Annotated in this window: 26 protein-coding genes and 2 pseudogenes; 6 read left to right on the forward strand and 22 right to left on the reverse strand. The window is 31.9% G+C overall.

Annotated features, from left to right (window positions below; genetic code table 11):
- Positions 1–340 precede the first annotated feature (340 nt).
- Entirely contained in the window at positions 341–472 is a 132-nt protein-coding gene (locus LG296_RS20635) for a hypothetical protein (RefSeq protein WP_282433295.1), read from the reverse strand.
- A gap of 359 nt (positions 473–831) precedes the next feature.
- On the reverse strand, positions 832–2,106 hold the full coding sequence (locus LG296_RS20640) for a murein hydrolase activator EnvC (protein ID WP_248283809.1): 1,275 nt from the start codon (positions 2,104–2,106) through the stop codon (positions 832–834).
- Between the two features lie 176 nt (positions 2,107–2,282).
- Here LG296_RS20640 and LG296_RS20645 point away from each other — a divergent pair, with 176 nt between their 5' ends.
- Both LG296_RS20645 and LG296_RS20650 read left to right on the forward strand, forming a co-directional pair.
- Complete coding sequence (locus LG296_RS20645; RefSeq protein WP_251402619.1) at positions 2,283–2,441, forward strand: hypothetical protein; 159 nt, start codon at positions 2,283–2,285, stop codon at positions 2,439–2,441.
- Positions 2,442–2,914: 473 nt separating this feature from the next.
- Positions 2,915–3,133 (forward strand): IS3 family transposase, encoded by a 219-nt coding sequence (locus LG296_RS20650; RefSeq protein ID WP_404428045.1) that lies wholly within the window; start codon positions 2,915–2,917, stop codon positions 3,131–3,133.
- A gap of 527 nt (positions 3,134–3,660) precedes the next feature.
- Here the strand turns inward: LG296_RS20650 and resA are convergent.
- The 4 genes and pseudogenes from resA to LG296_RS20670 form a co-directional block, all read right to left on the reverse strand.
- Positions 3,661–4,167 (reverse strand): thiol-disulfide oxidoreductase ResA, encoded by a 507-nt coding sequence (gene resA, locus LG296_RS20655; RefSeq protein WP_107937868.1) that lies wholly within the window; start codon positions 4,165–4,167, stop codon positions 3,661–3,663.
- 471 nt (positions 4,168–4,638) lie between these two features.
- Positions 4,639–4,860, reverse strand: a pseudogene (locus LG296_RS20660) (asparagine synthetase B); the annotation flags it as partial.
- 178 nt (positions 4,861–5,038) lie between these two features.
- On the reverse strand, positions 5,039–5,194 hold the full coding sequence (locus LG296_RS20665) for a hypothetical protein (protein WP_404428001.1): 156 nt from the start codon (positions 5,192–5,194) through the stop codon (positions 5,039–5,041).
- Between the two features lie 404 nt (positions 5,195–5,598).
- Complete coding sequence (locus LG296_RS20670) at positions 5,599–6,540, reverse strand: C40 family peptidase (RefSeq protein ID WP_107937871.1); 942 nt, start codon at positions 6,538–6,540, stop codon at positions 5,599–5,601.
- A gap of 1,391 nt (positions 6,541–7,931) precedes the next feature.
- On the opposite strand from LG296_RS20670, the gene LG296_RS20675 reads away from it, so the two are divergent.
- The gene (locus tag LG296_RS20675; RefSeq protein WP_107937872.1) at positions 7,932–8,264 is read left to right on the forward strand and encodes a four-helix bundle copper-binding protein; all 333 of its coding nucleotides are present in this window, start codon (positions 7,932–7,934) and stop codon (positions 8,262–8,264) included.
- 126 nt (positions 8,265–8,390) lie between these two features.
- Here LG296_RS20675 and LG296_RS20680 read toward each other — a convergent pair whose 3' ends face one another.
- The 4 genes and pseudogenes from LG296_RS20680 to LG296_RS20695 all read right to left on the reverse strand — a co-directional run bounded on the left by LG296_RS20680 (position 8,391) and on the right by LG296_RS20695 (position 12,214).
- Positions 8,391–8,660: a hypothetical protein gene (locus LG296_RS20680; protein WP_251402638.1), complete on the reverse strand. Its 270-nt coding sequence runs from the start codon at positions 8,658–8,660 to the stop codon at positions 8,391–8,393.
- 732 nt (positions 8,661–9,392) lie between these two features.
- A pseudogene (lgt, locus tag LG296_RS20685) lies at positions 9,393–9,836 on the reverse strand (prolipoprotein diacylglyceryl transferase); the annotation flags it as partial.
- 1,019 nt (positions 9,837–10,855) lie between these two features.
- Positions 10,856–11,566, reverse strand: a complete 711-nt coding sequence (locus LG296_RS20690) for a cytochrome c biogenesis CcdA family protein (RefSeq protein WP_107936461.1) — start codon at positions 11,564–11,566, stop codon at positions 10,856–10,858.
- Between the two features lie 450 nt (positions 11,567–12,016).
- Positions 12,017–12,214, reverse strand: a complete 198-nt coding sequence (locus LG296_RS20695; RefSeq protein WP_306460161.1) for a hypothetical protein — start codon at positions 12,212–12,214, stop codon at positions 12,017–12,019.
- 799 nt (positions 12,215–13,013) lie between these two features.
- On the opposite strand from LG296_RS20695, the gene LG296_RS20700 reads away from it, so the two are divergent.
- A complete protein-coding gene (locus LG296_RS20700; RefSeq protein WP_248283785.1) occupies positions 13,014–13,253 on the forward strand; it encodes a hypothetical protein in 240 nt (79 codons plus the stop codon).
- A 205-nt stretch (positions 13,254–13,458) separates the two neighbouring features.
- Here the strand turns inward: LG296_RS20700 and LG296_RS20705 are convergent, their stop codons facing one another.
- The 4 genes from LG296_RS20705 to LG296_RS20720 form a co-directional block, all read right to left on the reverse strand.
- Positions 13,459–13,662: a hypothetical protein gene (locus LG296_RS20705; protein ID WP_107936463.1), complete on the reverse strand. Its 204-nt coding sequence runs from the start codon at positions 13,660–13,662 to the stop codon at positions 13,459–13,461.
- Between the two features lie 77 nt (positions 13,663–13,739).
- The gene (locus LG296_RS20710; RefSeq protein WP_404428002.1) at positions 13,740–14,108 is read right to left on the reverse strand and encodes a C39 family peptidase; all 369 of its coding nucleotides are present in this window, start codon (positions 14,106–14,108) and stop codon (positions 13,740–13,742) included.
- Positions 14,109–14,959: 851 nt separating this feature from the next.
- Positions 14,960–15,973, reverse strand: a complete 1,014-nt coding sequence (locus LG296_RS20715; protein WP_107936469.1) for a helix-turn-helix domain-containing protein — start codon at positions 15,971–15,973, stop codon at positions 14,960–14,962.
- A gap of 116 nt (positions 15,974–16,089) precedes the next feature.
- Entirely contained in the window at positions 16,090–16,377 is a 288-nt protein-coding gene (locus tag LG296_RS20720; protein ID WP_107936471.1) for a hypothetical protein, read from the reverse strand.
- Positions 16,378–16,694: 317 nt separating this feature from the next.
- Here LG296_RS20720 and LG296_RS20725 point away from each other — a divergent pair, with 317 nt between their 5' ends.
- Entirely contained in the window at positions 16,695–17,864 is a 1,170-nt protein-coding gene (locus LG296_RS20725) for a tyrosine-type recombinase/integrase (RefSeq protein ID WP_107936473.1), read from the forward strand.
- Positions 17,865–17,988: 124 nt separating this feature from the next.
- Entirely contained in the window at positions 17,989–18,360 is a 372-nt protein-coding gene (locus tag LG296_RS20730) for a hypothetical protein (RefSeq protein ID WP_107936475.1), read from the forward strand.
- A gap of 150 nt (positions 18,361–18,510) precedes the next feature.
- On the opposite strand, the gene LG296_RS20735 is transcribed toward LG296_RS20730, so the two are convergent.
- The 8 genes from LG296_RS20735 to LG296_RS20770 form a co-directional block, all read right to left on the reverse strand.
- Positions 18,511–18,906 carry a hypothetical protein gene (locus tag LG296_RS20735; protein WP_107936478.1) on the reverse strand — a complete coding sequence of 132 codons (396 nt, stop codon included), beginning with the start codon at positions 18,904–18,906 and terminating at the stop codon, positions 18,511–18,513.
- 202 nt (positions 18,907–19,108) lie between these two features.
- Positions 19,109–19,435: a hypothetical protein gene (locus LG296_RS20740; protein WP_107936480.1), complete on the reverse strand. Its 327-nt coding sequence runs from the start codon at positions 19,433–19,435 to the stop codon at positions 19,109–19,111.
- A 282-nt stretch (positions 19,436–19,717) separates the two neighbouring features.
- Positions 19,718–20,458, reverse strand: coding sequence for a hypothetical protein (locus LG296_RS20745; RefSeq protein ID WP_153062705.1), 741 nt, complete (start codon positions 20,456–20,458; stop codon positions 19,718–19,720).
- 82 nt (positions 20,459–20,540) lie between these two features.
- Positions 20,541–20,786 (reverse strand): hypothetical protein, encoded by a 246-nt coding sequence (locus LG296_RS20750; RefSeq protein WP_404428004.1) that lies wholly within the window; start codon positions 20,784–20,786, stop codon positions 20,541–20,543.
- 71 nt (positions 20,787–20,857) lie between these two features.
- Positions 20,858–21,010 carry a hypothetical protein gene (locus tag LG296_RS20755; protein ID WP_181418125.1) on the reverse strand — a complete coding sequence of 51 codons (153 nt, stop codon included), beginning with the start codon at positions 21,008–21,010 and terminating at the stop codon, positions 20,858–20,860.
- Between the two features lie 206 nt (positions 21,011–21,216).
- The gene (gene istB / locus LG296_RS20760; protein ID WP_107937907.1) at positions 21,217–21,963 is read right to left on the reverse strand and encodes an IS21-like element helper ATPase IstB; all 747 of its coding nucleotides are present in this window, start codon (positions 21,961–21,963) and stop codon (positions 21,217–21,219) included.
- Positions 21,960–23,510, reverse strand: coding sequence for an IS21 family transposase (gene istA, locus LG296_RS20765; protein WP_181418126.1), 1,551 nt, complete (start codon positions 23,508–23,510; stop codon positions 21,960–21,962). The genes istB and istA overlap by 4 nt, the downstream gene beginning before the upstream one ends.
- A gap of 124 nt (positions 23,511–23,634) precedes the next feature.
- On the reverse strand, positions 23,635–24,195 hold the full coding sequence (locus LG296_RS20770) for a hypothetical protein (protein ID WP_404428006.1): 561 nt from the start codon (positions 24,193–24,195) through the stop codon (positions 23,635–23,637).
- Between the last annotated feature and the right edge of the window lie 87 nt (positions 24,196–24,282).

Genomic DNA, 24,282 nt, shown 5'->3' on the forward strand with positions numbered 1-24,282 from the left:
TAAAAAAAATAAAAAAGAACCGCCAACTAGGAAGTTTTGACACCTGGTTGGCAGTAATATCAAAGTACATTATTTAAAATTTTATTTCGATATGATAAATTACACACCAAATTTTTATTTATTATAAAACTAACTACGAAACCTAAATTAATTCAACTTGCACATGCACATTATTCCATTTTTTATGTTCAACCATGTTACAGCGGGATACTGTTTTGGCACTTAAAGAATTTCCATCTTAAGTGGCCCATCATCTCCCTTTCAAGGGTATTAAAACTATGCATGAATTGTGTTTGATTCTAGTAAAACGTTATTGGTTCAAAGGTTAACTTTATGCCCTTTATTTGGCGTAGAAATGCATATCAACGATTTTACAGTTCTTTGCTTCTTCAGATAGTGGTCGACCACATTTTCCACAAAGCTTAGTACCTACTTGATTTTTATGACCACAAACACAAATAATATCTTCCAACTCCGAGTACTCCTAATCAAGCATGATCATGATATATGAAGCAATTTAAAAGTCAGTATTCTAAAAGGACTAAGTTATTCCACAATAGGATATAAGTATCTATTGTTTTTAATTCCATTCCGTCCCTTCTACATCAAATACACTTATTACTGTTAAACAATTTAGTTGAAATTTAACAAATATTTATGAAATTATGGATTTTAAGTGTTTGCGGTCATTCTCAAGCGAAGACTCCCATTTTTAAAAAGAAAATAATGGAAAAAATAAAAAAAGGCCACTCCCTGTTTAAAATAAAGAAGTTGCCTACTTTGGTTTAAAAAACTATTAAGAATAAAAAACACAAGTTTTTTATTTACTCATTAAAAAGGAACATATGACAAAGGATTAACATCACCATTTTTTTGTCCTGCCCAAGTTCCAATATGTAGTTCAAAATGTAAGTGTGATCCCGTAACACGACCAGTCATACCCATTTTTCCTATTTCTTGTCCTTTAGATACGGTTTGTCCGGAATTAACACCAATTGAGTTCATATGAGCGTAAACTGTTGTAAATATTTCACCGTTTATTGAATGTGTAATTATTACTGCATTTCCATATGTACTTAATGGTGCCGCATAGGATACAACACCATCAGCAGCAGCCACAATTGGTGTACCTATAGAATTAGCAACATCTACTCCATAGTGGAATTCCTTTCCACCTAATTCTCTCCATCCATAAGGGGAAGTAAAGCGACCTTGAGCAGGGGTTGTCCAAGAATCACTAGAAGATGTAGGAGTTGTTTTCGATGCGGAACTGGTAACATTATTTGTATTTTTTTTCTGCTCTTCCTGACGTGCTAAATCAGCCATACGTTCTTGTTCTGCTACAATTTTTGCTTGTAAATCTTCACTAATTTCAAATACTTCCTCATACTCATGTACTAAGTTTTCTTTCGAGCCCACTAACTTTACCTTTTCAACTTCTAATTGGTTAATTAATTCGGTTTTGTTTAACTTTTGAATGTCTAATGTTGCTTTTAGTGAACCTAATTCATCATAACTATTTTGTAATTCTTCATTAAAAACTTTCAATTCAACTTCTTTTTTCTCTAAAGTTGTTTTGTCTTCCGATTGTTCTTTCATTATATTACGATCTGCATCCATTAACGTATTAATTGCAGAATAGCGATCAATAAAATCAATAAAACTATTTGAACTTAGTAATACATCTATAAAACTTATTGAACCTCCATTTAATTGAATAGCTCTTAAACGTTCATTCAAAACAACATTTCGGTTAGAAATTTTCCGCTCCAAATCAGTTATTTCCTTTTGCATGTTTTCAATTTCAATATTTGCTAGGTTAATATCAGCTTTGACATTAGTCATACTATTTTCTGTGGTAACAATCTCCTCGTTAAGTGTGAGAATTTGATTTAACAAGTCATCTTGATTATTCTGATTTGACAGGATTTCAGTTTCCTTTTGCTTAATTTCTATGTTAAGTTCTGCCTTTTTTTTATTAATTTCATTTTGTTCTACTTTTAAATCATTTAAAGTATTTGCAGAAACTTGAGAACTGAATAATAGAGTTGAGATTACTAGCCCTGAATATCCAGACATAACCAACCCTATAACTTTTTTATTCAATGAATATATCCTCCTATAATCGCTATAAACTAATAGGATTTTACAAATTGATCCTAAAAGTGTTCTTAATCTACTTTTTTTACATATTTATTGTATCATTCAAAACCTCTAGCTATTTTTACAGTTTAATGTCGAAATTGTGGAGAAAATATGGAGATATTTCCAATAAGGAAAGCATGGTTCAATGTGAACTAACTCCTACGGGTCTTAGACAAAACAAAAAAGCTCTTCAAAAAGAATTAGGGTATAATATACCAATACATTCCTTTGTAGGAGCTATTTTTATGGGAACAAGAGATTCTTATCCTTATGAAATTAAGTTGAAGGCCGTTTAACTAACAACCTGTTGGAAAACAATATACTTTTTGAAAAGGAAATCTATAAATCCTTATAATAAAAATAAATTAGAACAAAGAATCGTTGAATTGTGTAAGACATACAAGTACCGTTATGGATATAGAAAAATTTCTAATTAAATTGGATGGAGCAAGTAGTAGACAAGAAAATAGTACAATGAGTAATGCAAAAATATGGCTGGCAATGTAGTAGTTACAGATATTACTTATTGCGTTTCTGCAATCAATAAACTTGTATCTCTCTATTATATTTGATATTTATAATATCGAAATTATTGCGTTTACAATTGAATCAAAACCAGATACATCCCTGGTTTTAGGTACACTAGCTTAATTAGAGAATCTCCCAGATGGATGTATACTTCATAGTGATCAAGGCTCTGTGTACATCAGCAGCTTACCAAAAAGCTATAAAAGGAAAAGGCATTACCATGAGCATGTCCCATAAGGGTATGCCCGCTGATAATGCCTCCATTGAATCGTTTCATTCCTCACTAAAGTCTGAAACGTTCAACCTCGACGGATTAACTTGTACTACAACGGCAATTGTAGAACAAACTGTTCGAGATTATATTACTTATTATAACAATACTCGAATTCAAACAAAACTAGACTGTCACACTCAGGCGGGCAGTCCCATAAATCATGCTTTTCTTATTCATAAATTCTAATTTTACATCTAATTCTGGAAGGTGCTGTCGTCGGAAATTCTTCATAATGCATACTAAAAAGGACCTCTACATTGATAATCATATGCACCCTCGTACTCCTCAGATGCTTCGCAAATATAAAACGTATAATTAGTAAGGTTACTATTATTAAACTATACTAAATTTTATGGCACAGTTCACAATATCAAACAGATAGAAATAAATTCTTCACTATATGCTGTAGTTTTAAACATAAAAATAGCTTGGCCGGATTCCTTTTGTAGAATCAGCGTAATCAAAAAAGACGTTGAGATGAAGTAATGTAATAAGAACGTTCAATAGATTATCAAGAGATTCTATTTTCCTATAATAAACTCCAACCAAAAGGCTATTAGTGCTAATTGTAGGGTTCAGCTATACACATAATAAAAGAATTATTTATCTATCGTAGCTACTTAAAACTCTCCAACAATGAAAATCGCACAATAATTATACATATAAATACGCTAAAACATAAGTACAACCTTTCTTCTACTTCTCATTGTAAATTATTCTGGCTTTATCTGATTTATATAATTTAATATATTTTCATCACTCATTTCTCCAGTAATAATTTTCTCTATTTTACCTTCTGGATTAACTAAAATTGTTGTTGGTAATGGTTTAATATTATAAACTAACATAACGCTTTTATTTTTATCTATTAAAACCGGGAAGGACAGATCTTTCCTTTCAATATAATCTTGTACCACGAAATTAGATTCTGCAATGTTAACAGCTAATACTTGAATACCCTCGCTTTTATATTCCCGGTAGTATTTATCAATGATTGGGAATTCACGTTCACAAGGTTTACACCAAGTTCCCCAAAAATTTAAAAAAACCCCCTGGCCTTTGTACTCAGACAAACGATGAGTTTCCCCATTCATATCAATTAGCTCAAAATCAGGTGCCGCATTACCAATTTGTAAAACTTCCTTTTTCTCTTTAAAGAAACTATTGTAAATAGTAAAGAATATAGCCCCTCCTAAAATCACCAAAATAATTAGTCGCATGAAAAGTCTTCTATTTTTTTAACCATAACAACAAATCCTTTCTCAATAAACAATTTCTTAATATAAATAATATTCTTAAAAGATTAGTATAAAAGATAATTATGTAGAAAATATGCAGATGTAATGCATTTACTACACTTATTAAGAGTAATATATTTAGTCTTTTAATTTTATGAAATTTACGCTTATTAAACGATCTTAAAACTTTAAATTTAAATATTTTGCCGCTATAGATAACATTAGGACTATGAAAATTGGAAATTATATTATACGAGTATACCGTGTCACTCTTCTCAACAGTTTTCTTGAATTTTATCAATTCTATTTTCTCTAACTGATAAGTTATCGTCTTCATCGATAGTATTCTAAATTTCATTATTATTTACATTTTTTTATTATTTCATTTATTAAAGATGTATAAGAAAGATTTATAGTAATTCTATAGTTAATTGCTGATGCATTAATAATGATAATAGATTTGAAGTTGTATATTTCACCATTAAATACCAGTACTAGAGAACTGTCCTCAGTATATAAGGGTTGATTCCCCTGTTCTAAATTTATTATGCTTAATCGACGAAAGCCAAGTGCCGCCTTTCCATCAGTAAACTTTCCTCCGCAATCAGGACCCCAATGAATAATTTGATTCATTAATTTTTGAAGTACTTTTTCAGAATTATTTATGTTCCCTATAAAACCTGTAAATCCACCCTGCTAGCAAAGGTGCTCGTAATTCAATGGCTGTGATTTGAATATCTGCACTGCGCGGTACAGAAGTTCTTACTTTGTCAATGATTATGACACTTTATAACATTGTTGGTACTGCATTACTTAGCCAATAGGACGCCCCTTGAGTGTAGTATTTCTCCCCTCATCCCGTTAAGGGATCCAGAGTATGTAAATTGTTTACAGTAACTAGGCCAATTACATCACTCTTGACTTCTTCAACTGGAGCTGGCGGTTTTGGAACCTCTAGTGTAGTTGTTCCCCCAGTGATATATTTAGTATATTCTAAAAAAATAAGCATATATTCATTATATAATACTTTCAAGCAACCATTACTTTCTTCAAAAACAATAAAAGTTGTTCCTTTATCAACTTGTCCAACTTTATGGATATAGCAGTAGTAAATTATTTTATATCATCTTATGAATCAGAAACACCTTGAATGGTAGATCTAGTCTAAAAGTTGAACTATTTGCTCCTGCTAAAAGAATTGAAAACAAACCAAGTGTAACAATAGTCTACAAAATTAAGTATTTTAATAAATTTGTCAAATCACCTTATTTCTTTTCTTCTCAACCCCCTCCTTAAAAGCATAATTTTTTTAAAATATGAAAAAAAAAGAGAGTTGCTACTTATAGCAAACTCCCTTCATTTATTTTTTTAACTCTATAAAATATTTTGTCGTTATTTCGTCAGAGCAGTTAATTATTTTGTAAGATTTGATGAACGTTTGATGAAGATATTTAAATGGGTTTTTGTTACATAATCAGCTAATCCGTATGTACCATCAACCTTACCAGATGTAATTCCGTTTGAAGCGATAATATAAACAGCATTTGCAGTTTTTGTTCCTGGCTTTACATCAGAAAATGATTTAGAAATATTTCCTTTTTCTAATTTAAAGGCATTAACTAATACTAATGCAATTTGAGAGCGAGTAATTGGTGAGGCAGGATTAAATTTACCAGCTTGATCACCAGAGAAAATTCCAACTTTCTTTAATGCCGCAATTGCACCAGCATTTGGGTGTGTAGATTTAACATCTGTAAACCCAGTATTTGTATTTGATGTATCTAGATTTAACGCTTCGGCAATTTTAACAGCTACTTCCGCGCGAGACGCGTAAAGGTTAAAATCCACCTCTGCTTTTTTTACTTCCGTAGCTTTTGCAACTGCAGCTACTACTTTCTCTGCATCAAAGTCTACCACTCGTTTAGCACCCAAATAACGTGGTCCCCAGTAATATGGATCGTTTATGTTTGAGATTGCAACACCTTCACTAGACTCTGTACCAATCATTTGGCCATTTCCAATATAGATAGCAACGTGCGAAATTCCACGACCACTTGTATTAAAGAATACTAAATCGCCAACTTTAAGGTTTGCTTTAGAAACTGAAGTCCCTTGGTTATATTGACCACCAGAAGTGCGGTTTAATGAAATACCTAATTCAGAAAATACTTTGGAAGTAAAACCCGAGCAATCAAATCCAGTAGCAGTCGTTCCACCGTATTTATATGGTACACCAATATATTGTTTTGCTGTAGAAATCACCTCAGATGGTGTTGCAGCCTCAACGTTATTTGCTGGCAAAGCAGATAAAACCATAAAATAGGCGAATATTGGTAATAACCATTTTTTCTTCATAAATAATTGCTCCTTCTAAAAATACCGTTTTTTAACTTGTTATAAGATTAACACATTCTAGTATTCTAAAATTTTTCAATTGTGTAACGTTTAAAAAATAAAAAAAAGCACAAAAACACTGACATATCAACGTTTAACGTGATAATCAGTGTTTTTATTATAAATAGACTATGACTTTAATCGACATATTTTGTAACATAATAGTAATATTAGATATATTCAATAGTATGTGGTTACATAATTTTACCCTATTTTTTCTATCTTAAACCATCTAGATGAACATTAATTTATAAGAATAGTTAGGAAGTTAATACTTTTTACTTGCTAGCAGATGCCCCTAATACATTGTTCCATCTCCGGATTTTCTGTTATACTACTCCGATATTTTGGAAGCGTAATATGTTGTCCTTAAGTGATTTTAAATTCATCCTAGTTGTCACAGCACTTTCAGCTTGTACTTCTTCAATAGATACATCGTACTTCATAAGCAAATAATCTAACTTATTAATAGAAAATATTCATTTAATTTTCTACGGTGTTTTTTCCAAATCGCTATTCACTGTTTTTTAATGAATAGAAGTATGGCAAAGTACAGCAAAGTTTTTGTTATTGTTTTCTTTGATGTTACTCCTTTTTGTTTGTATATATTTTATAATCTGCCTTTTCTCATAGATGATACCAAAATTTTGAAATTTAAAAACCCACTAGTACGATGTATGAGTGTAAATAGCCTGGAACACATCATCAGCCAGGAGGACTTGTTTATGAACTCTAATCTGTGGTAAAGGCTTCATACCTTAGTAACCAAATCTTTTCCATTCATTGAATATTTTTGTTCAGGAATTTCCAAACTGTTACCTCCTGAAACCTCAAACTTAATCACATTATATAGAATAATTCCTTATTTCTTTACTTATTTTATAAGCATGTTGCTTAATAAAATTATTTATTACACACATAATTCTCACCACGTTTTTTCCAATTGCAAACTACTTGCTTTTTAATATTGTATGCGACATTTATCTTATTTCTAGTGCTCATATTTTTCTCTATTACTTATTAGATTTTAAAAAACATCAATACTTTTTTAAAAACTGAATAACGTTAAGATTGATATTCTAGCCTTCACAAAGAATAAAAATGCTATGATAAAGATTGAATATCACCATCAACATACTTTAGTAACCTAACAAATCGGTAGCCTCCCCCAATAGCAAAAACTTCCCTAAAAGAATTTGGGAAATTGTTCAATACCCGTTTCAAGTTTGCTTCCGTTTAGCCTCAGTGATTTTACTCTCCCTCTTTTTCCAAATCATTTTAGTTTATTATATCCTGTAATTGGGTACCCTCTAATTGGGTACCAAAATATAAAGGAGAAAGGGGAAGGTAAAATGCATGAACAATTTAAAGAATGTATCGAAGAATGTCTTGCTTGTTTGACAGAATGTAATCATTGTTATGATGCATGTTTAAAAGAAGCTGATTTCAAAATGTTGGAAAAATGCATCCGACTTACTCGTGAGTGTGCTGATATTTGCGGTTATGCAGCGTCTGCCATGTCCCGTGGAAGTCAGTTCGCTATTGAAATCTGTAGACTGTGTGCTGATATTTGTGAAGCATGTGCAATTGAGTGTGAAAAACATAGTAGTCACCATGAGCATTGTAAGAAGTGTGCCGAAGCTTGCAAAAAATGCTCCGATGTTTGCAGAGAAATGGCTAGTTAATCAAAAGGGATTTAAAAATTGTGTATCCATAATAGAGAATAACTTGACAAAAGTTAAATAGGTTCTCTATAAAAAAAATGCCAAAAAATATTTTTTGGCATTTTTTTGATTTTTACTTAATCATTATTAATCTTTAAAATTTGTGCATTTATTACACAGACAATAGTACTTAATGACGTAACGCCCACCCCAATTGATGGTTTTTGAAGAAGTTAACGCTATAGAAAGCACCTGCAGCAAGAGGGATTGTAATGATATTATAACCAGCCAGCCTATGTTTTGATCCATGTTTCTATAACTAGCTTTAGAAAGTTTTAAAGTACTAAGGATATCAACCGGATTACTATTAACTAAGACAACATCTGCAGGTTCTATTGCAAAGTCTGTTCCAGCCACAATAGCATTCCTAAATCTGCTTCCGCTAACGCTGGTGCATCATTCACACCTTCTCCAACCATCGCTACTTTCTTTCTACCTTTTTTAAAGCTTTTACATTATTTGATTTTTCATGAGATAATACTTCAGCAATACTTGTGTCAACCCAATCTTTTTATCTACATAGTTCGCTACACGATTGTTTCATAACAGTTTCTATTCCTAATTCATTTAATTCTTTTATCACTTTATAGGAGATTCCCGAATAAAATCAACTATTGCGACATGACTTGTAATTTAATTCATTATCTTTTAATAGAAAAATAATCGTTTTACCTTGTTGTGCACGTATTTCATACGTTTTTTTCATCAAACAAAATCTTATTTTCTCTTAACATAATTGATAAACTACCGCAATTTAATATTGTCAATTTGCTTTGTATATTTTCTTTAACATTTTTCCTAGATAGAACGACTAACAAAAAGATTGTTAAAATTGATAAAGATAAGAAATTACTACTTATAGAGAACCTGCAATTAAACCTATAATGCAAGCTAATATTGTTGAATAAAATAAGGTTTCCTTGATATGAAACACCTAAAAGTATCCCTACAGAACCCAGTATTCATACTACAAAACATTGTAATCATCAACATATTCAACAGGGAACTTTCTATTCAATAAACGAATTAGAAGCAGGTACTTGTGCATTTTTATAGGTAAAAGAGGTGTAAATTATTATGTTCATCTCTTTAGTCTAATAGAGTATATCGAATTACAGAATTGCCTTTTTTACGTCTGAACCATAATAGAATTAAAGCTATTCCAATCAAAATTAATGAAATTAATTGAGCCATTCGAAGTGACTCTGTAAGCATTAAACTATCTGTTCTAAAGCCTTCTATAAAGAATCGACCGATTGAATACCATATTACATAAGACAGGAACAATTCTCCCCTCCTAGGATTTAGCTTTCTAATAATAATCAGGGAAATAAATCCAGCGATACTCCAAGTGGACTCGTATAAAAATGTTGGATGATAATATACACCATTAATATACATTTGATTAATAATAAACTCTTGAAGATTAAGATTTTCTAAATATGATCTTGTTACTTCAACACCATGTGCTTCCTGATTCATAAAATTTCCCCATCGTCCGATTGCTTGACCAAGGATAATACTGGGTGCAGCATTTTTCAGAGGAGAGCACATTGACTGCTTCTTTAATTTTCAATTTTCTTTTTCTAAAGAATTCACTTTGGAATCTAACTCTTTTAACTATAATGAATTATGAGCTTCGTGCAAACTCCACCATGTCCATGTCCTTTTTCACCAAACCTCAAAAATCAACATGAGTGCAAAGCTTTTCACTAAATCTATCGTTCTATTCACTCTTTACCAATGATTTCAAGATAATGTTTAAGTTCTTCTTCACTCATTCCTTTTCTTATGGTGCTTTTGAATAACCAATCAAACAAGTCAACGGTGTTCTAAATTCATGAGCGATTGATACTAGAATCCATTTCCTTGTTCTTTAGGCGTTCTACGTTATATGCCAATTTATTATTGGAACTTGACAATTCTCCTAGTTTATCTTTTCCTAAATTAGGTAAACTTACTTTAAAATCACAAATGCTTAATTTTTCAGTTGTTTCTTTCATACCGATTAAGGAGCTAGTAAGTATTAAGTATTTAAGATAATAACCCATAAATAATATATAACACAATAAAGCTTGTAATACTCGATATGACAAAATGCATCTTCATTGTGTTTGTACTTAACATAAGAACATAGCCAGATTTGTTTCCATCCACTTTGTAAGGATACACGCTAACAAATACGGGGTACTTCTCTAATCTTAAACTACTATTTTATCTTTTCGATTCTAAGGTCACTTTTAAGTTGATACTCTTTTTGCAACATAAAGGATTTATTGGAGCTATTAATAATGACTCCTGACTTGTATGTAATCTTCAATTCTCGATTTCTGTTTTTTATTAGAACAATATGTTTTATAGTCGTATCCGAATAATTATCGATTAGCACATCTCGTTGAATTCCACCCTTTGCAATGAAAACTTTTCTTCCACTCTTGTTACGATGATAATTTGATGAAGGTAACTTTTACTATTTCTCCTCCCACAACAAAAGAAGTCATATAACAAATACAAATAGTATGAATCTTGGAAGATCTCTGATTTACTTTTCCCTAAAAACCTGTGAAACCACCGAAAAATGGAGTTAAAAATGCTATAATTTGTGTCATCATATCAAAATATAATAAGATTCCCATCATTACCATAATAACCCCACCTACTTTCATAAAAAGACTGCTTCGTTTTTGAAGAAACTTCATTTTCCCTATAAATAAGGACATGATTAAAAAGGGGATTGAAAAACCAAGTACATAAAATAACATATACCATATTCCTCTACTTGGATCCGAAATACCTAAAGCAATAACTCCCGCAAGAATTGGTCCTGTACAAGGGGTCCAACCTGCAGCAAAACCCATACCAATTATTACTGAACCTAAATATCCTTTGGGTCTTCTTTTAAATTGCAGTCTCCTTTCTGATTGTAAAAAGTCAAACTTTAAGTATCCTAGTATTACTAAGCCAAAAATGACAATGCTAATTGCACCGATTTGTCTAAGTAAATCTTGATATTGCACAAAAAGTGTACCAATTAAAGAAGTTGAAAAGCCTAAAGCCATAAAGATTATGGAAAATCCAAATAAGAATAATAATGTATGCACTAATGCTTTTCGAGTAAATATTCCTTTTTCTTCTTCCAGTTCATTAAAGGAAATTCCAGTTACATAAGATAAAAATGCTGGATATAGCGGTAGTGAACACGGTGATATAAATGATAATACTCCCGCTCCGAATGCAAGAAATAAATTTAATTGATCAAACAAATTTCATCACTAACCCTTTCCTACCACTTAATTGTTATCTGTTCATAGTGACTGTGAAAACAGAATGGTGGCCTACGAAACAAGTATAAACAATAATTGTGGAGAAAATATGCACAAATCTTATAAAGATTGCTTTTCTATACCACAATTAATCATCAAGTTTTTTTGAGATATTTCACTACCTATACAAGATGACTATACAATAAGAATACTGAATGTTTTTTAATCAGCCCCTTTCATTGTTAACTCAGTTTATTTTCTATCTAACATTGTTTGTACAATTTATATGTATTAGTAGAAAAAAGAAAAAGCAGGAGGCTTTTGCCTACTGCCATTCATCCCCCACTAACAGAATGGGCTACACCCTTCGCATCCTTGAAGTGGGAGCCTTTTTTCAGAAGATGATAAAAATAAATAACTTTTCTATTACGAAAAATTGGTGTTATTCATTTATTGCATATCATATATTATTTGTCCATAATTCTCGGTAGACTTGCAAGTTTTATATTTCAAGTAATCACTCAATATTTCTAATAACTCAGCCATTATCTTAAAAGAACCATAAGTAGGACGCGCCACAGAAGATTTACTTTTTTTAGGACCAAATAATATAAATGCTATAAAAAGCATTGCCGTTCCTAAATGCACTCCCCCCTATTAGGTAGCTTAATGTTTAAAAAGACAGTAGAGATAAGAACAAATGCTAATAACATAGTTGTATTGATTAAATCAAAAGTTTGTTGACGAGAATTGAGAAAACCTTGTGCATTTTCCATACCTATAAATATTCCTAAATATTGTAATCTCAATAAATTGTAATATCAGTTCTATACTCCTATAAACATAAAATCACTCTTTAATTAACGTGAAACTGAGGTAATTTTTCTCAACACAGAAGTATATTAAATCACTTACAACTCCTGCTAATTCTACCTCTTGTTTAAACTAATGCCAAACTCATTACGATAAAGAAAATAAATATCTTTTTCATAGATAACCTCCCTCGAATGTAGTAGGTAATATCTAATTTAATATTTCATACCTGTGGTTAAGTCTACTGTTCTTTAGTATTTAATCAACTAATAGAGGAAGAACTAATCCTTGTGCCTGATTGTAGATAAAGCCCTAAATAACGTAATTGAATGAGATAGACGTCTATTGTTAGTATGATATCTTCCATAATTATTGTCTTTCGACAGAAACTAATCTCAAAAATAGTTTGTAATTTCAGCTTTCAATTGAATCAATTGTTTTATATCCTCTACCGAATGTGAAAAACTTTGGTCATTGTTGTCCCTGAACATCACCAGTTATTTCAAATTGTATTTTGCGCATGTTGCTAGATTAATCTTAGTAATAAGATATAAATAAGACTGTTGCTCAAACGGTGTATGTTTCTTTGTTTTTTTTGATATAATTTAAGAAATACATAAAAGGATGAATGCATATGGCTGACTTTTTAGATGGAATTAAACTCAATGCGGAAATGAATTATTTCATTCCATCATTGTTACTTTTATTATTGGTACCTACTATTTTTGCAATTATTTACGCAATTCTGTTTCGTAGGATACTACCACCAAAAATATTTAACTTTTTTATAGTACCTGTTGTAATAATAGGTTTTTATGTTTGGGCTGTACCAATGGAAATAGGGTTTCACGAGTATTTTAGAGCGACTTTTTAATTGCTTTTTTTTCTTGTACAATTTGGTATCCAACAAACGAACTTACTTCATCAATATTACAGGCATGGACATGCCTGGCACACTAAAAAAAGTACAAACCTTATGGTTTGTAGCCTATTGAAAAACCATAAGCAGATAAGATAAACTTAGTTCAACAAATAAATGTAACCCTTTTTTCATTTATGAATTGCAACTACTTGTTTTCCTAACTCTTCCTAACTTTTAAGGAATCTTGTTTATCATGTTCCGCTTTCCCCTTAAGGAGATCCATAACTGTAACTTTATTTTCTAAATACCCCATTAATACAACGGCATGTAAATTTTGATACATTTCATGATATTGATTTGTACCATCTATTATCCATCCGCTATTTTTCTTTGGTTCTGATAAATCAAGAGTTACCCACATTACAACAGGTACACCAGGATTTATAGATTTAGTAATTCATCGAGTGATTGTCGAGCTCTTTTTTCATATGACTTCCCTTATAAGCACGTTTGAATCAGCTCCGAATGTTTACCTTCCTCAATTCGAAAATCTTGTTGAGGTAAAAAATTATCTGCCATCTCAGTTTTAGTTACTTGTAAACCATAATAGTTTAAGACAGCTGTTAGTGATGTAATTTCACAGCCATTCGGTAATTCTGGATTTTGCATAACTGTTTGAACTGCAATATTTTGATTTGAATTAGAATTAACATGATAAGGATTGGAATTCTTAAAAGAAAACTCTTCCACAGACGGATAGTTATTTTCTGATGTTGATGCAGTTATACTAATGAATTTCTTTTCCCGTTGGAACATCAGATAATGTGATTTCCAAATTTGGAACTGGCTCACGACTTCTAGATTCAATTGTTAAAACTGTTAATACATTTTTTTTGAAGTAAAAATAAAAACCCTGCCTAAAATTAGTTTGAAGTTGTAAAAAAGTTACACTTTCAACTAGATTAGACAGGGTTTTCCAGTTCATTTTATAATTGTTAATATTAATTATATCACGAGTACTACTATAAGAAAATATGAAGTCCATTCATTATATTGTTCCCATATGCTAGCCACTTTAATGTAGTTCTCATTTCTCAATGGTAGTATACTTAGCAACGATTATACGTGTTGAAAACATTTTTATCCAATTTAGCAAAATTATATTTTATATAGAGAGGATAATCTGTATGTATAAGAGGAGATTGTTGAGAATCTTCACTAATCTTCTCTTATATTGTATCAATTAGGCTTTTATCTGTACAAAACACCATTTTTTAGAGGCGCCATTAATGGATGAAGTTTTTCTCGATTTTCTAATGAAATAGGTTCATCGTTCATTAGTTGTTTTATTTTATCAGCACTTCGCACTTTCAAACATTACAATCGAATGTTTCAGAAATGAAAAGCAGAGCAAATTTAGAATGGTGCATTTCTGAAGGAAAGGGAGATAAGAAAAGAATTAACGGACTTGCATTCAAGCTAAAATGCTCTATTAAAAATAAGTTCACGAAGGACATGAGAAAGGAACATACCAGACTGATGTTCTTTTGATTCCAGCACTTTCCCGAATAGTTTGAACTACTCCCCACTATGTTCATTTGCCCCTTTGTTTAGCTGAAGTTTAAAACTTATAGTATTCCATATTTTTTCTGAACTTTATTTATTATGTTATATATAATTGTTTTTTTAACCACCTATCTTGTGGTTTATGGATTTATCTACTTACATTTTTTAGCTTCTATATAGTTTTTGATTGCTGTTTCGACTTGTTCATTAAAACTCGAATTTTCTTCACTTGCTATAGCATAAAGTTCTTGATACTGTTCAGTTTCTAAGTAAAGGGTTATGTACTTTCGGTTACTGAATACTGTAAGAACATTCTCCGTTAATTTGACTTTTCCCTCCACTAAATGAGCAACTAACCAATCGTGTGTAAATGAATACTCTTCATCTTTTATTTGTATGGTTCCTTCTCTCACGTCGATAAGTAAGTTTGTTTCATTTTTCTCGATATATAAATTACTAATACCTAAGTATCGATAGAGAAAATCAAGAAAATCAAAAGTGGTCGGTTCATACTTCGGAAAACTAAATTTAGCGTAACCCGCTTGTTTCGCTGTCGATTTTGAGATAGTGTAGGATGGTTTATACCCTAATTGCTGTGCCTTTTTATAAGATAAAAACCCATCTGCTACTTTAAATCCCCACTCATATTTTCCGTTATCTTCTTTTAACAAAAGTCTTTTTTCTTCCATGTTTTCATCGTAAAACTTCTGATATATTGCTATATTGTTGCTTCGGTTTGAAAAGTTAAGTTTCGCTTGTTTATGTGAAGTGGATGAAGCTATTTGCTCTAATAACTGCCCTTTTACCTCTTCTGTGATAATGGCAGTTGGTTTGCTAAAGTGTTCTTTATCGATCTCGTAGCTGAGGTCATGCGTTTTTATGATGTTATACAATCGATGCTTAGGGATATTTAGCTCTTTGGAGATCTCAGGAAGTGATATAATGCCATTTTCTTTTAAAGATTTCTCCCGATTTAATAGTTCTTCAACTGACTCGCAAGTAAACATATAGCGACTTCCAATTTTATAGGGTTCATCAATTTGTTCTAAGTCCCCTTGTTGACCGTATTTATAAATGGTTTGTCTTGTAACACCAAGAATTTCTGCAGCTTCACTAGCTGTATAATACTTTTTTTTATGTGATGTTGTACTTTTGTCTGAAGACATAATCTATTCCTTCCTTTTCTACGGCCCAGTATAAAAAGTGTAGTATTAACTAATCTATTTATCGGCAAGAAAATGTTTTAATATAAATATAACCAATTTAAATATTGCACTTATCCTCAATTTAAACTCCTCTCACTTATTGTTCGAATTTTATAAGTCACGCTGAATCCATCAAGTTTATTCCCGAAAGTAAATGTCATTGAATGTTTACTTTTAACTATATCAATATCATCCATGCTATTAATAATTTTTTGTAGTTTCTTTACCGCTAATGAGTATACTGCATCAATTGAAGATCCTGGAGCTTTAAATTCAATTAGGTTTAGAGGTACATGAAAATTTGCGGTTTCCGTCTTTGTTGCAAAAATTCCACTATCATTTTTTAATAAGCTAACTATAAACATTCGTATCACCTTTCTCTTCTTTTTTAAAATTTAGATTTACTTGAACAATATTCACTTGTAAATTCTAACATATTTACCATTAAAGTAAAATTATATATATTAATCATTAGAATAAAATGCGATAATTAACTAAACGTAAATAAATGTAGCATTTTTTTATGTTTAGTAGATTAATTGACATATTGTGGTGATAGTAGATTATAATAATAGAAGAACATATATTCTATTTAATAATAGAAGATTTGATATTAGTTTATTAAACTAGATTGAGCTTTCATTAAATAATTGAATCTATTTCGCAAAGGAGTTGTTTTTATTTGGTCATCATCAACAATCTTGTACTACTTTCAACTAACGATTTCTCACTAGCTATTCCAGAAGATGTGACACAAGAAGAGTTGGTATCGAATTTACAACTTAGGATTGATAATAGTAAACGTAACGGTTTCGAATCTTATCATGAATTTAACGACAAGGAAATTCTTTGGTGGTACTTATATAGAAGGACCAATATTAAGAAGGAGAACGAGAAGTCGGAAAGAACGGTTAAATCCTATCGCCGGATCTTAGAGCAATTTATCACGAATTTATTAATGTATCATAATGAGATTGGCTTGGATTTAAAGATACCTGAAAACGCTACGAATATTTCTTTACTAAAACTCTTAGAAGAACGTCATTTACGAAGGTACCAGAAGTGGTTTATTAATAAGAGTCCATATGTGCTGAAGAATGGACCCTATTCAGCAGCGACTATTGAAAATAAAATGACTGTAATCAAATCATTTCTCCAACAGCTTTATAGATGGGGTTATATACCATTACCCGTTTATGAGGGTTTTTATGTTTTTGCTGCTCGAAAAGATGAACGGCCAAATCGTGATGCAGGTCCGAATGATGTCCTTAAATTACTAAAAAGCTTTGAAGCGATTGGTCATATTCCGATGTTTACCTTAATCCATGTGTTAACGACAACTGGAATGCGGAATGAAGAACTATGTAAGCTAACGGTTGGAGATGTTAAAAAGGATACTATCTTGGGTGGGTATTATCTGGACGTTTGGGGTAAAGGGAATAAAAATCGGCAAATTCCCTTACGTGAAAAAACACTAACAAGTATTGAAAAATTCAGAGCTGCACGTGGTTTATTACCATTAAAAGAAGCAACGAAATCAGAGCCCTTGTTTACAACAAATCGAGGGAAAGCTTATACTCCTTCGTACTTATCACAATACTTTAAATCACAATTGGCTTATTTGCCTGAAGAGGTATTAGAAGAATTTAATCATGTGTCAATTACTCCCCATTTATTCCGACATGCTTTTGCAATCATTTCTAGTATAGAAGGAAGCGATCTTTATGCCATTATGAGATCCTTGGGGCATGAAAGAATTGAAACAACGCAAATTTACTTAGAAAAGATTTTCGCGAAAGAACGACACGCAATACATCAGTGGTCGAGCGATACATTAGATGGTTATATATAATAGGAAGAAACTCCAATCAAACTCGTCAAATATCGTGCTGATTTGAGTTTCTTTTTTCTTTGCAATGCTGATAATTAATGTAAAATAAGAACATAAATACTCATGGGATTAAGGAGAACTTTGTATGAATTTAATTCAAATAAGAGAACTAGCACACCGCTTGATTGTTCATGATTTAGCAATTCGTACGTTAGAACGTGATCTACAATTTACAGATGTGATGAAGATTAATCGTCCATTGAATCAATGGATTGAAATATCGATAAATAAATTAAGAGAAGACTATAGAAGTAATAAAAAGGCTTTATTAAAAGAAGGTGGGCAAATACAAGATACAATCTTAAAAGAAGAGGGTTCTTGGACGTACACGATGGTCTATCGCGGTACGACACATAATTATCGCTATATGACCATAGCACTCCATAACTGGGTGGATGCAGAAATTCAAAAATTATTAAATATCCCGGCTTATCCAACAATGGAGGGTTCAAAATAAAAAACATCCCCTACTCAAGTGTAGGGAATGTTTTAATTAATTTCTTGCTATTAAGTGACAAAGTAGTAACAGCATACTAAACTTATCACTTTGTGTCAAAAAATCACTCTATTCATTTAGATTTGATTTTGTAAGTAATATAGTAGATACTTACCTATTGATTAGCCTTAAATACGATTGGAAATGTTTATGTAAAAATTCAACAAAGTCTTTTCTTGTAAAATCATAGGGTTCAGTTACAAATATAGTTATATTAACAGCATCATCGTTCTTTTGTATCTGAATTGCAGAGCTGGCCCCGTTTAAACCGTATGATAAACCAAGTTTTTTTATATCGTCAGTTTTTATATCCCCTTCTAAATGATTCATCGCAATTGACAGGGAATCTGTATTCGCATCAAGTTGCATCCAACGTTTATAGTTTGGTGCGTAACAAGAGTATCTAATGTTTCCAGATTTTAAAGTAGTTGGTTTAAGTCTTACCGTTGGGAATTCCTTATTCAAAACGTGTATAAATTCTTCTCTCAATTTAACGCTGTCAGGCATGCTGGTCCTCCTAAACTTTAATGTAATTATTCTTAAATGAGGTAATTTGAGTTCATTCAACACTGCATCAAAGTCATTCACTATTTTCTGTATTAATAATATTATTTTACCAATTACCTTTCTACCTTGTATATAAAGGTTTTCCAGTAAACTATTTAAATAAAAAACCAGTTTGCCATAGCATTAGCAAACTGGTTTTTATTTAAATATCCAATAGTTCAAAGAAGCTCAGTTGATTTTTAATGACTTCATTTTGATTTAATGCAGTCGCTTCTTCCTTGTATTCCTTCTCATTCACGTTTTGTCCTCCTAATAAGTTGAATAGAGATTCACCATTTGTTGGCTCTTCCTCATTAACCTCTACAATCTCAAAACGCCTTTTCTGGAATGCCCCCATATGAGCGTTAGGGAAATCGAATCTACTGACATAATAACTATCTTTCGTATGCACTCTCAGATAATAAATAGTCTTTTCATCTAAATTGCTTGTATTCTCCACGTCGATACAACGTCCTCTAAGTACTGTCATTGCTTTTTCCTCCTAATTAATAGTGGTCTTTTGATTATTGGCACAAAAAAAGCCTTCTGAACGTATTAAGGCAGCATTAAGCTACTTCAATAAGTCCAAAAGACTCTAAGTGTTAAGGAAATCGTAAAATAACTGGAATTAGGTGAAGCCAGTTATCTACAAAAAAATTAGAAAAATAATTACCTTGATATTTTAACATAAAATTATCAAGTGCAGATACAAAAATACCGTTTCTTAATATTAAAGATTGTTTAATATTCCTATTGTTTTGGTCTAATTTAGCTAAAAACCAGTACTTTTATGAATGTACGATAGCCTTCTTTTATATTCTAAATAACGTTCAAATGCTTGATCTTTTTTAACCTCTGCATCGTTAATATCTTTATTAAGAGCTTCTTGTACCACTTCGACTGCGTTTATTACTTCGGGATTTCTTTTATTACGATCAGCAACTCCTTTCAGTATAAGGGTAGAATCATTCAAATCGTAACAACGTTGTGTTGCTTCGGCAAATTCAATTTCTGCTTGAAACTCTGGACCTAGCTCTAAAATAGGATAGTTGTCATAACGCTTACCTTTATTTTCGCTCAATAGTAGAACCTGGAAGTTTTTAACCATCTTAACAGTACGATAATCTTTCCCTAATATATTTTGCTTTTTTAGGTGTGCAATAATTTGGATTCCCTTTTCTGTTTTCTCAGGAACAAGCTCTAAAAAGTCATTAAGGATTAATGATTCATCTCCCAAAACGTGGAAATCACCACGTTCTCTAAGATGATGATTGAAATAAGATAGTTGATCATGCCTTACCAAATCAATGTTAACGTGACCATACCAATAGGAATCTTTATCTTGATTTAACATTGTGGTAAACAAAAATACATAATCGTTATTAAATAAATTCGGGAGATGAGAGTTTCTATAATTAGGCACAACATCCCCTATAAACACCACATCGTATTTGTCTGCAGTATTCATCGCTAATGGAAAAATACTCATCTTACCTCTTTCATAGTTCATCAAATGCTATTCCCCTTTTATATCGACATATAACTAGCTTTAAATATTTTAGATAACTAGCTCGTAATATCAAGCACTATTTTGTCTATAAAATTGCTGGATGACCTTCTTTTTGACATTTATCACATGCGTGCATCGGAATAGGAATAAGTGTTTCCTTGCATATATCACATACCTTTTCCCCCTTCTTATCCCATAAAAATGCACATCGTTTACAATATGTCTTTGTATCTTCCATTGAAATATATCTTTTATGTTCCTCAATTCCTTTTAATACTGCTATCGTTCTGATTTCTTCCCCATTGTAAGCGTCAAGTAGAATTGGACACATTTTGCTAATTAATTTTGAACAATTTCGTTGATTCTTCTCCCACTCCTTTGTAGAAGTAGGAGAAAGAATTATTAAAATGGCATCTTGCCAAGTTCTAGTTCTAATTCATGCTTTTCATCTTGAAGTTTGGATACTTTCGCCTTTAAAGAGGCAATTTCCTCAAGTAATCTATCGATCTTCGTTTCATTATTGATTCCTCTTTCATATGGTGAACCAATCCACAAAGTGTCGTATATGAAATCTTCGATATCATGCTCAATAATCTTGTAAAGATTGCCATCCTGGATATTTTTTATAGAGCCATCCGATAACCAGCTCTCAACTTTTTGATGGTCACAAGATTAAACCTAATTCTAATATGATTTCTCTTACTTCATTTATATTTAAAATCTTCATTTAAATGAAATCTCCTTATACCCATTTGCTAATGTTAAAACATACCTTGACGATGCTTCATTCGATAGCTATCATCATTCATCTGTACAACTTCTACTCTGTGTAAAATGCGATCTAAAATAGCTGTAGTTATACCTTCATCTCCCAATAATTCGCCCCATTGATCAGGACTCTTGTTAGAAGTCAAAATAATTGAGCTACGCTCATAAAGATGATTTATCAGATGAAAGAATAGATTTGCTTCACGTGAATCCATTGCCATGTACATTAAGTCATCAATAATTACTAAATCAGAAGATTCAATTCGGTTTAATTGCACCTGTGATTTCCGTGTAAATTCTCTGGTTTTTAAAAGATTGATTAATTCACCCATAGTCACAAACATGACGTTAAATCCTTTTTGAATTGCTTCAATTCCTAATCCTATGGCCAAATGGGTTTTACCAACACCAGGCGGTCCTAATAGAATTAAGTTATATTGTTGCTCTAGCCAATTTAGCTCTTTTAGTTGGTTTAATTGCCTTTCGTTTAAAGAGGTTTGATCAGATAAATCAAATAGTTCCAGCGTTTTCATATAAGGAAACTTCGCCCAACGCATTCGTTTTTCAATACTCTTTTCTTCACGTTTAGTTAATTCGAATTCAACGATTTCTTTAATAAATTCCCGATAAGTCCATGTGGACTGTTCCGCTTTTCTTAATATATTAGGCAGCTCAGTGGCTGTTTCTGTTAATCTTAGTTGTTTAAAATAGTTTTGTAGATTTTCTAAGCCATCATTCATGAGATGACACCCCCTAAAATATCTGTGTATGTGCTGATAGAACGTGTTTCTACTTTGATATTCCTTGTTTTTAACCTACTCGATTCGAGAGGTGGAACTGGTAGTTCTTTGCTTTGAATCTTGCTTATATACTTTGCAATATCATGAAAATCATTGGCACTTGTGAAATGCTCGTCAACACATTTTATTAGGGTTTCATCGATATAATCTGGATAATCATTGGTTGTTTTATGGATGATGGCCAGCTGGTCCCTTTTATATCGAGGATACTCAGCTAGGACCTGATTAATATATGTAGTCGCTAGTTCAGTATTATTAAACTGGCGAATCACTGTTTCTTTATAGGCTTGGATACCTTTTGAACGATCACGTTCATGATTTCGATTTTTGACTAATTTTCCTTTGGCTAATTCAAGACGATGCTTCGCTAGAACTTCACCATCAGGACTTCGTTTAATCACCAGTTGCTGCTGATTGCTTTCATCTACAGCCATTTCAATTGAAACAAGGTTTAGACCTCTTGGTCTATATGTTCCCAGTGGGACAGAGTAACGATTAGATTTATAGTGTATGGTGTTGTCCTTATTAACGGTTCTTGTTATACTAATTGTATTGTTACTCTCTATTGAGAGTGGGTTAGAGACTGGCTTTAAGTGTTGCTTTTCGAGGAGAAACACTTCTGTCGGTCTCTTTTTTGTACCGTTATGTACTTTGTAATTACCCGTACGTTTCAGCCACTCTATACATCGTTCATTCCAATTATCTATAGTAGTGAAAATACGGCTATCTGCGAAATTTCCTTTCACATACTTCACTACATTTTCAATTTTACCTTTCGATTCTGGATCTGCTTTACGACATAAATATATTCTGAACTTACGTTGTTGTTTATAGGATTGAAATTCACCTGTTAAAATAATATCCCCGGCATTTTCACTGACTGTTATTAAATGATCTTGGTCGTAGACAATCTCTTCTGGCATCCCTCCAAAATACTGAAAAGCATTTTCGTGGCTTCTTATCGTATCGCGTGTTGTAAATGGTCGATCTTGCCATTCTACATATTTGTACCGAGAGTGCGATAATACAAAACAAATACAGTACAGTTTCACTTCAGTATTTTCTTTCGTTTTTTGACGAGTTTCTCCCCAGTCAACTTGCATTTGTTTTCCCATTGGCTGTTCGATTATGGCCTCATATTGCCTAACTTTTTTGGTTTTCTCAATTTGATATTCTTCTCGTAACTCACTGACATACATGCGCATCGTACTTTCTCCAACAACCAATTTAGGATGACGTTCTAGTAACCAATCATGCAGTTGTGCAGCACTTAAATGAGGATGTTCTTTGAGCCAAGCGACTAACCAATCTTTATAAGGGTCTAATTTTTTCTTTCTGGATTTTAATGTATTCGCCCACTCATAAGCCTGTTCAGGCGACATTTCCAAATAGCTATAAACCGTCGTTCGAGATATTTTAAGCTGTTCTGCAATCTGTGTTACAGTAAATCTTTGTTCTTTCATTTGTTGGATTGCTAAATATAACATCAATTTCTTTTTCACCTTTCATCATGCCCCCGATTACCAATCTACTACCAATTTAGTATAAAGGATAAGGGTTATTTTTGGCGAAAGTGTTCAATCTTATTTAGCGATATCTGTCCATTTTATTTTAGCGTTTACACCCATATGTATTCCACATGAATTCTCGTTGTTTTTCATATGTAAGTCTTTTTTTAACCTTTTCCATAGTAGGAGCAACAATCCTTAATTTTGTATTATAAGGAAGCCCCTTTGGGGTATTAAACTCAAAGCCGCACTTTCTACAACGATAAATAGGACTCATTGTTTTTCGTTTAATAATACTTCTCATTTCACATGAAGGACAGGCTTCTCTTTGTTCAGTAAATTCAGATAAAAACGATTCAACCTCTTCATCTGTCGCTTCTGGCAAAGAAGAGGCATTTTGAGCTTTAATGAAAAATTGCTCATAAATATCTCCAATGTGTTCTTTATATGAAGGTGGGTGCCACAAATGCTGCAACACCATAGGTCCTTTAGTGCTACCACATTGCTCGCAGGAATCTTTAATGAGTTTTTCCCTTTTCTTTTTCCATGCTACAGTTTGCCAAGGTTTTGTAGTTGAACTATAGATTTTTTCACTTGCTTCAGCATATGAAATCTCACGTTTACGTAACGCCTCTTCAATTTTCTCCATTTCTTGAATATCCATATATATCTCCTAATTATGTTATATTATGTAAATAATATACTATTTTACTCCTTAATTTAACATCAATTTTGATAATTTAAAAAATTT

This window comes from Ureibacillus chungkukjangi (genome assembly GCF_044795995.1).
GTDB classification, from domain to species: Bacteria; Bacillota; Bacilli; order Bacillales_A; family Planococcaceae; genus Ureibacillus; species Ureibacillus chungkukjangi.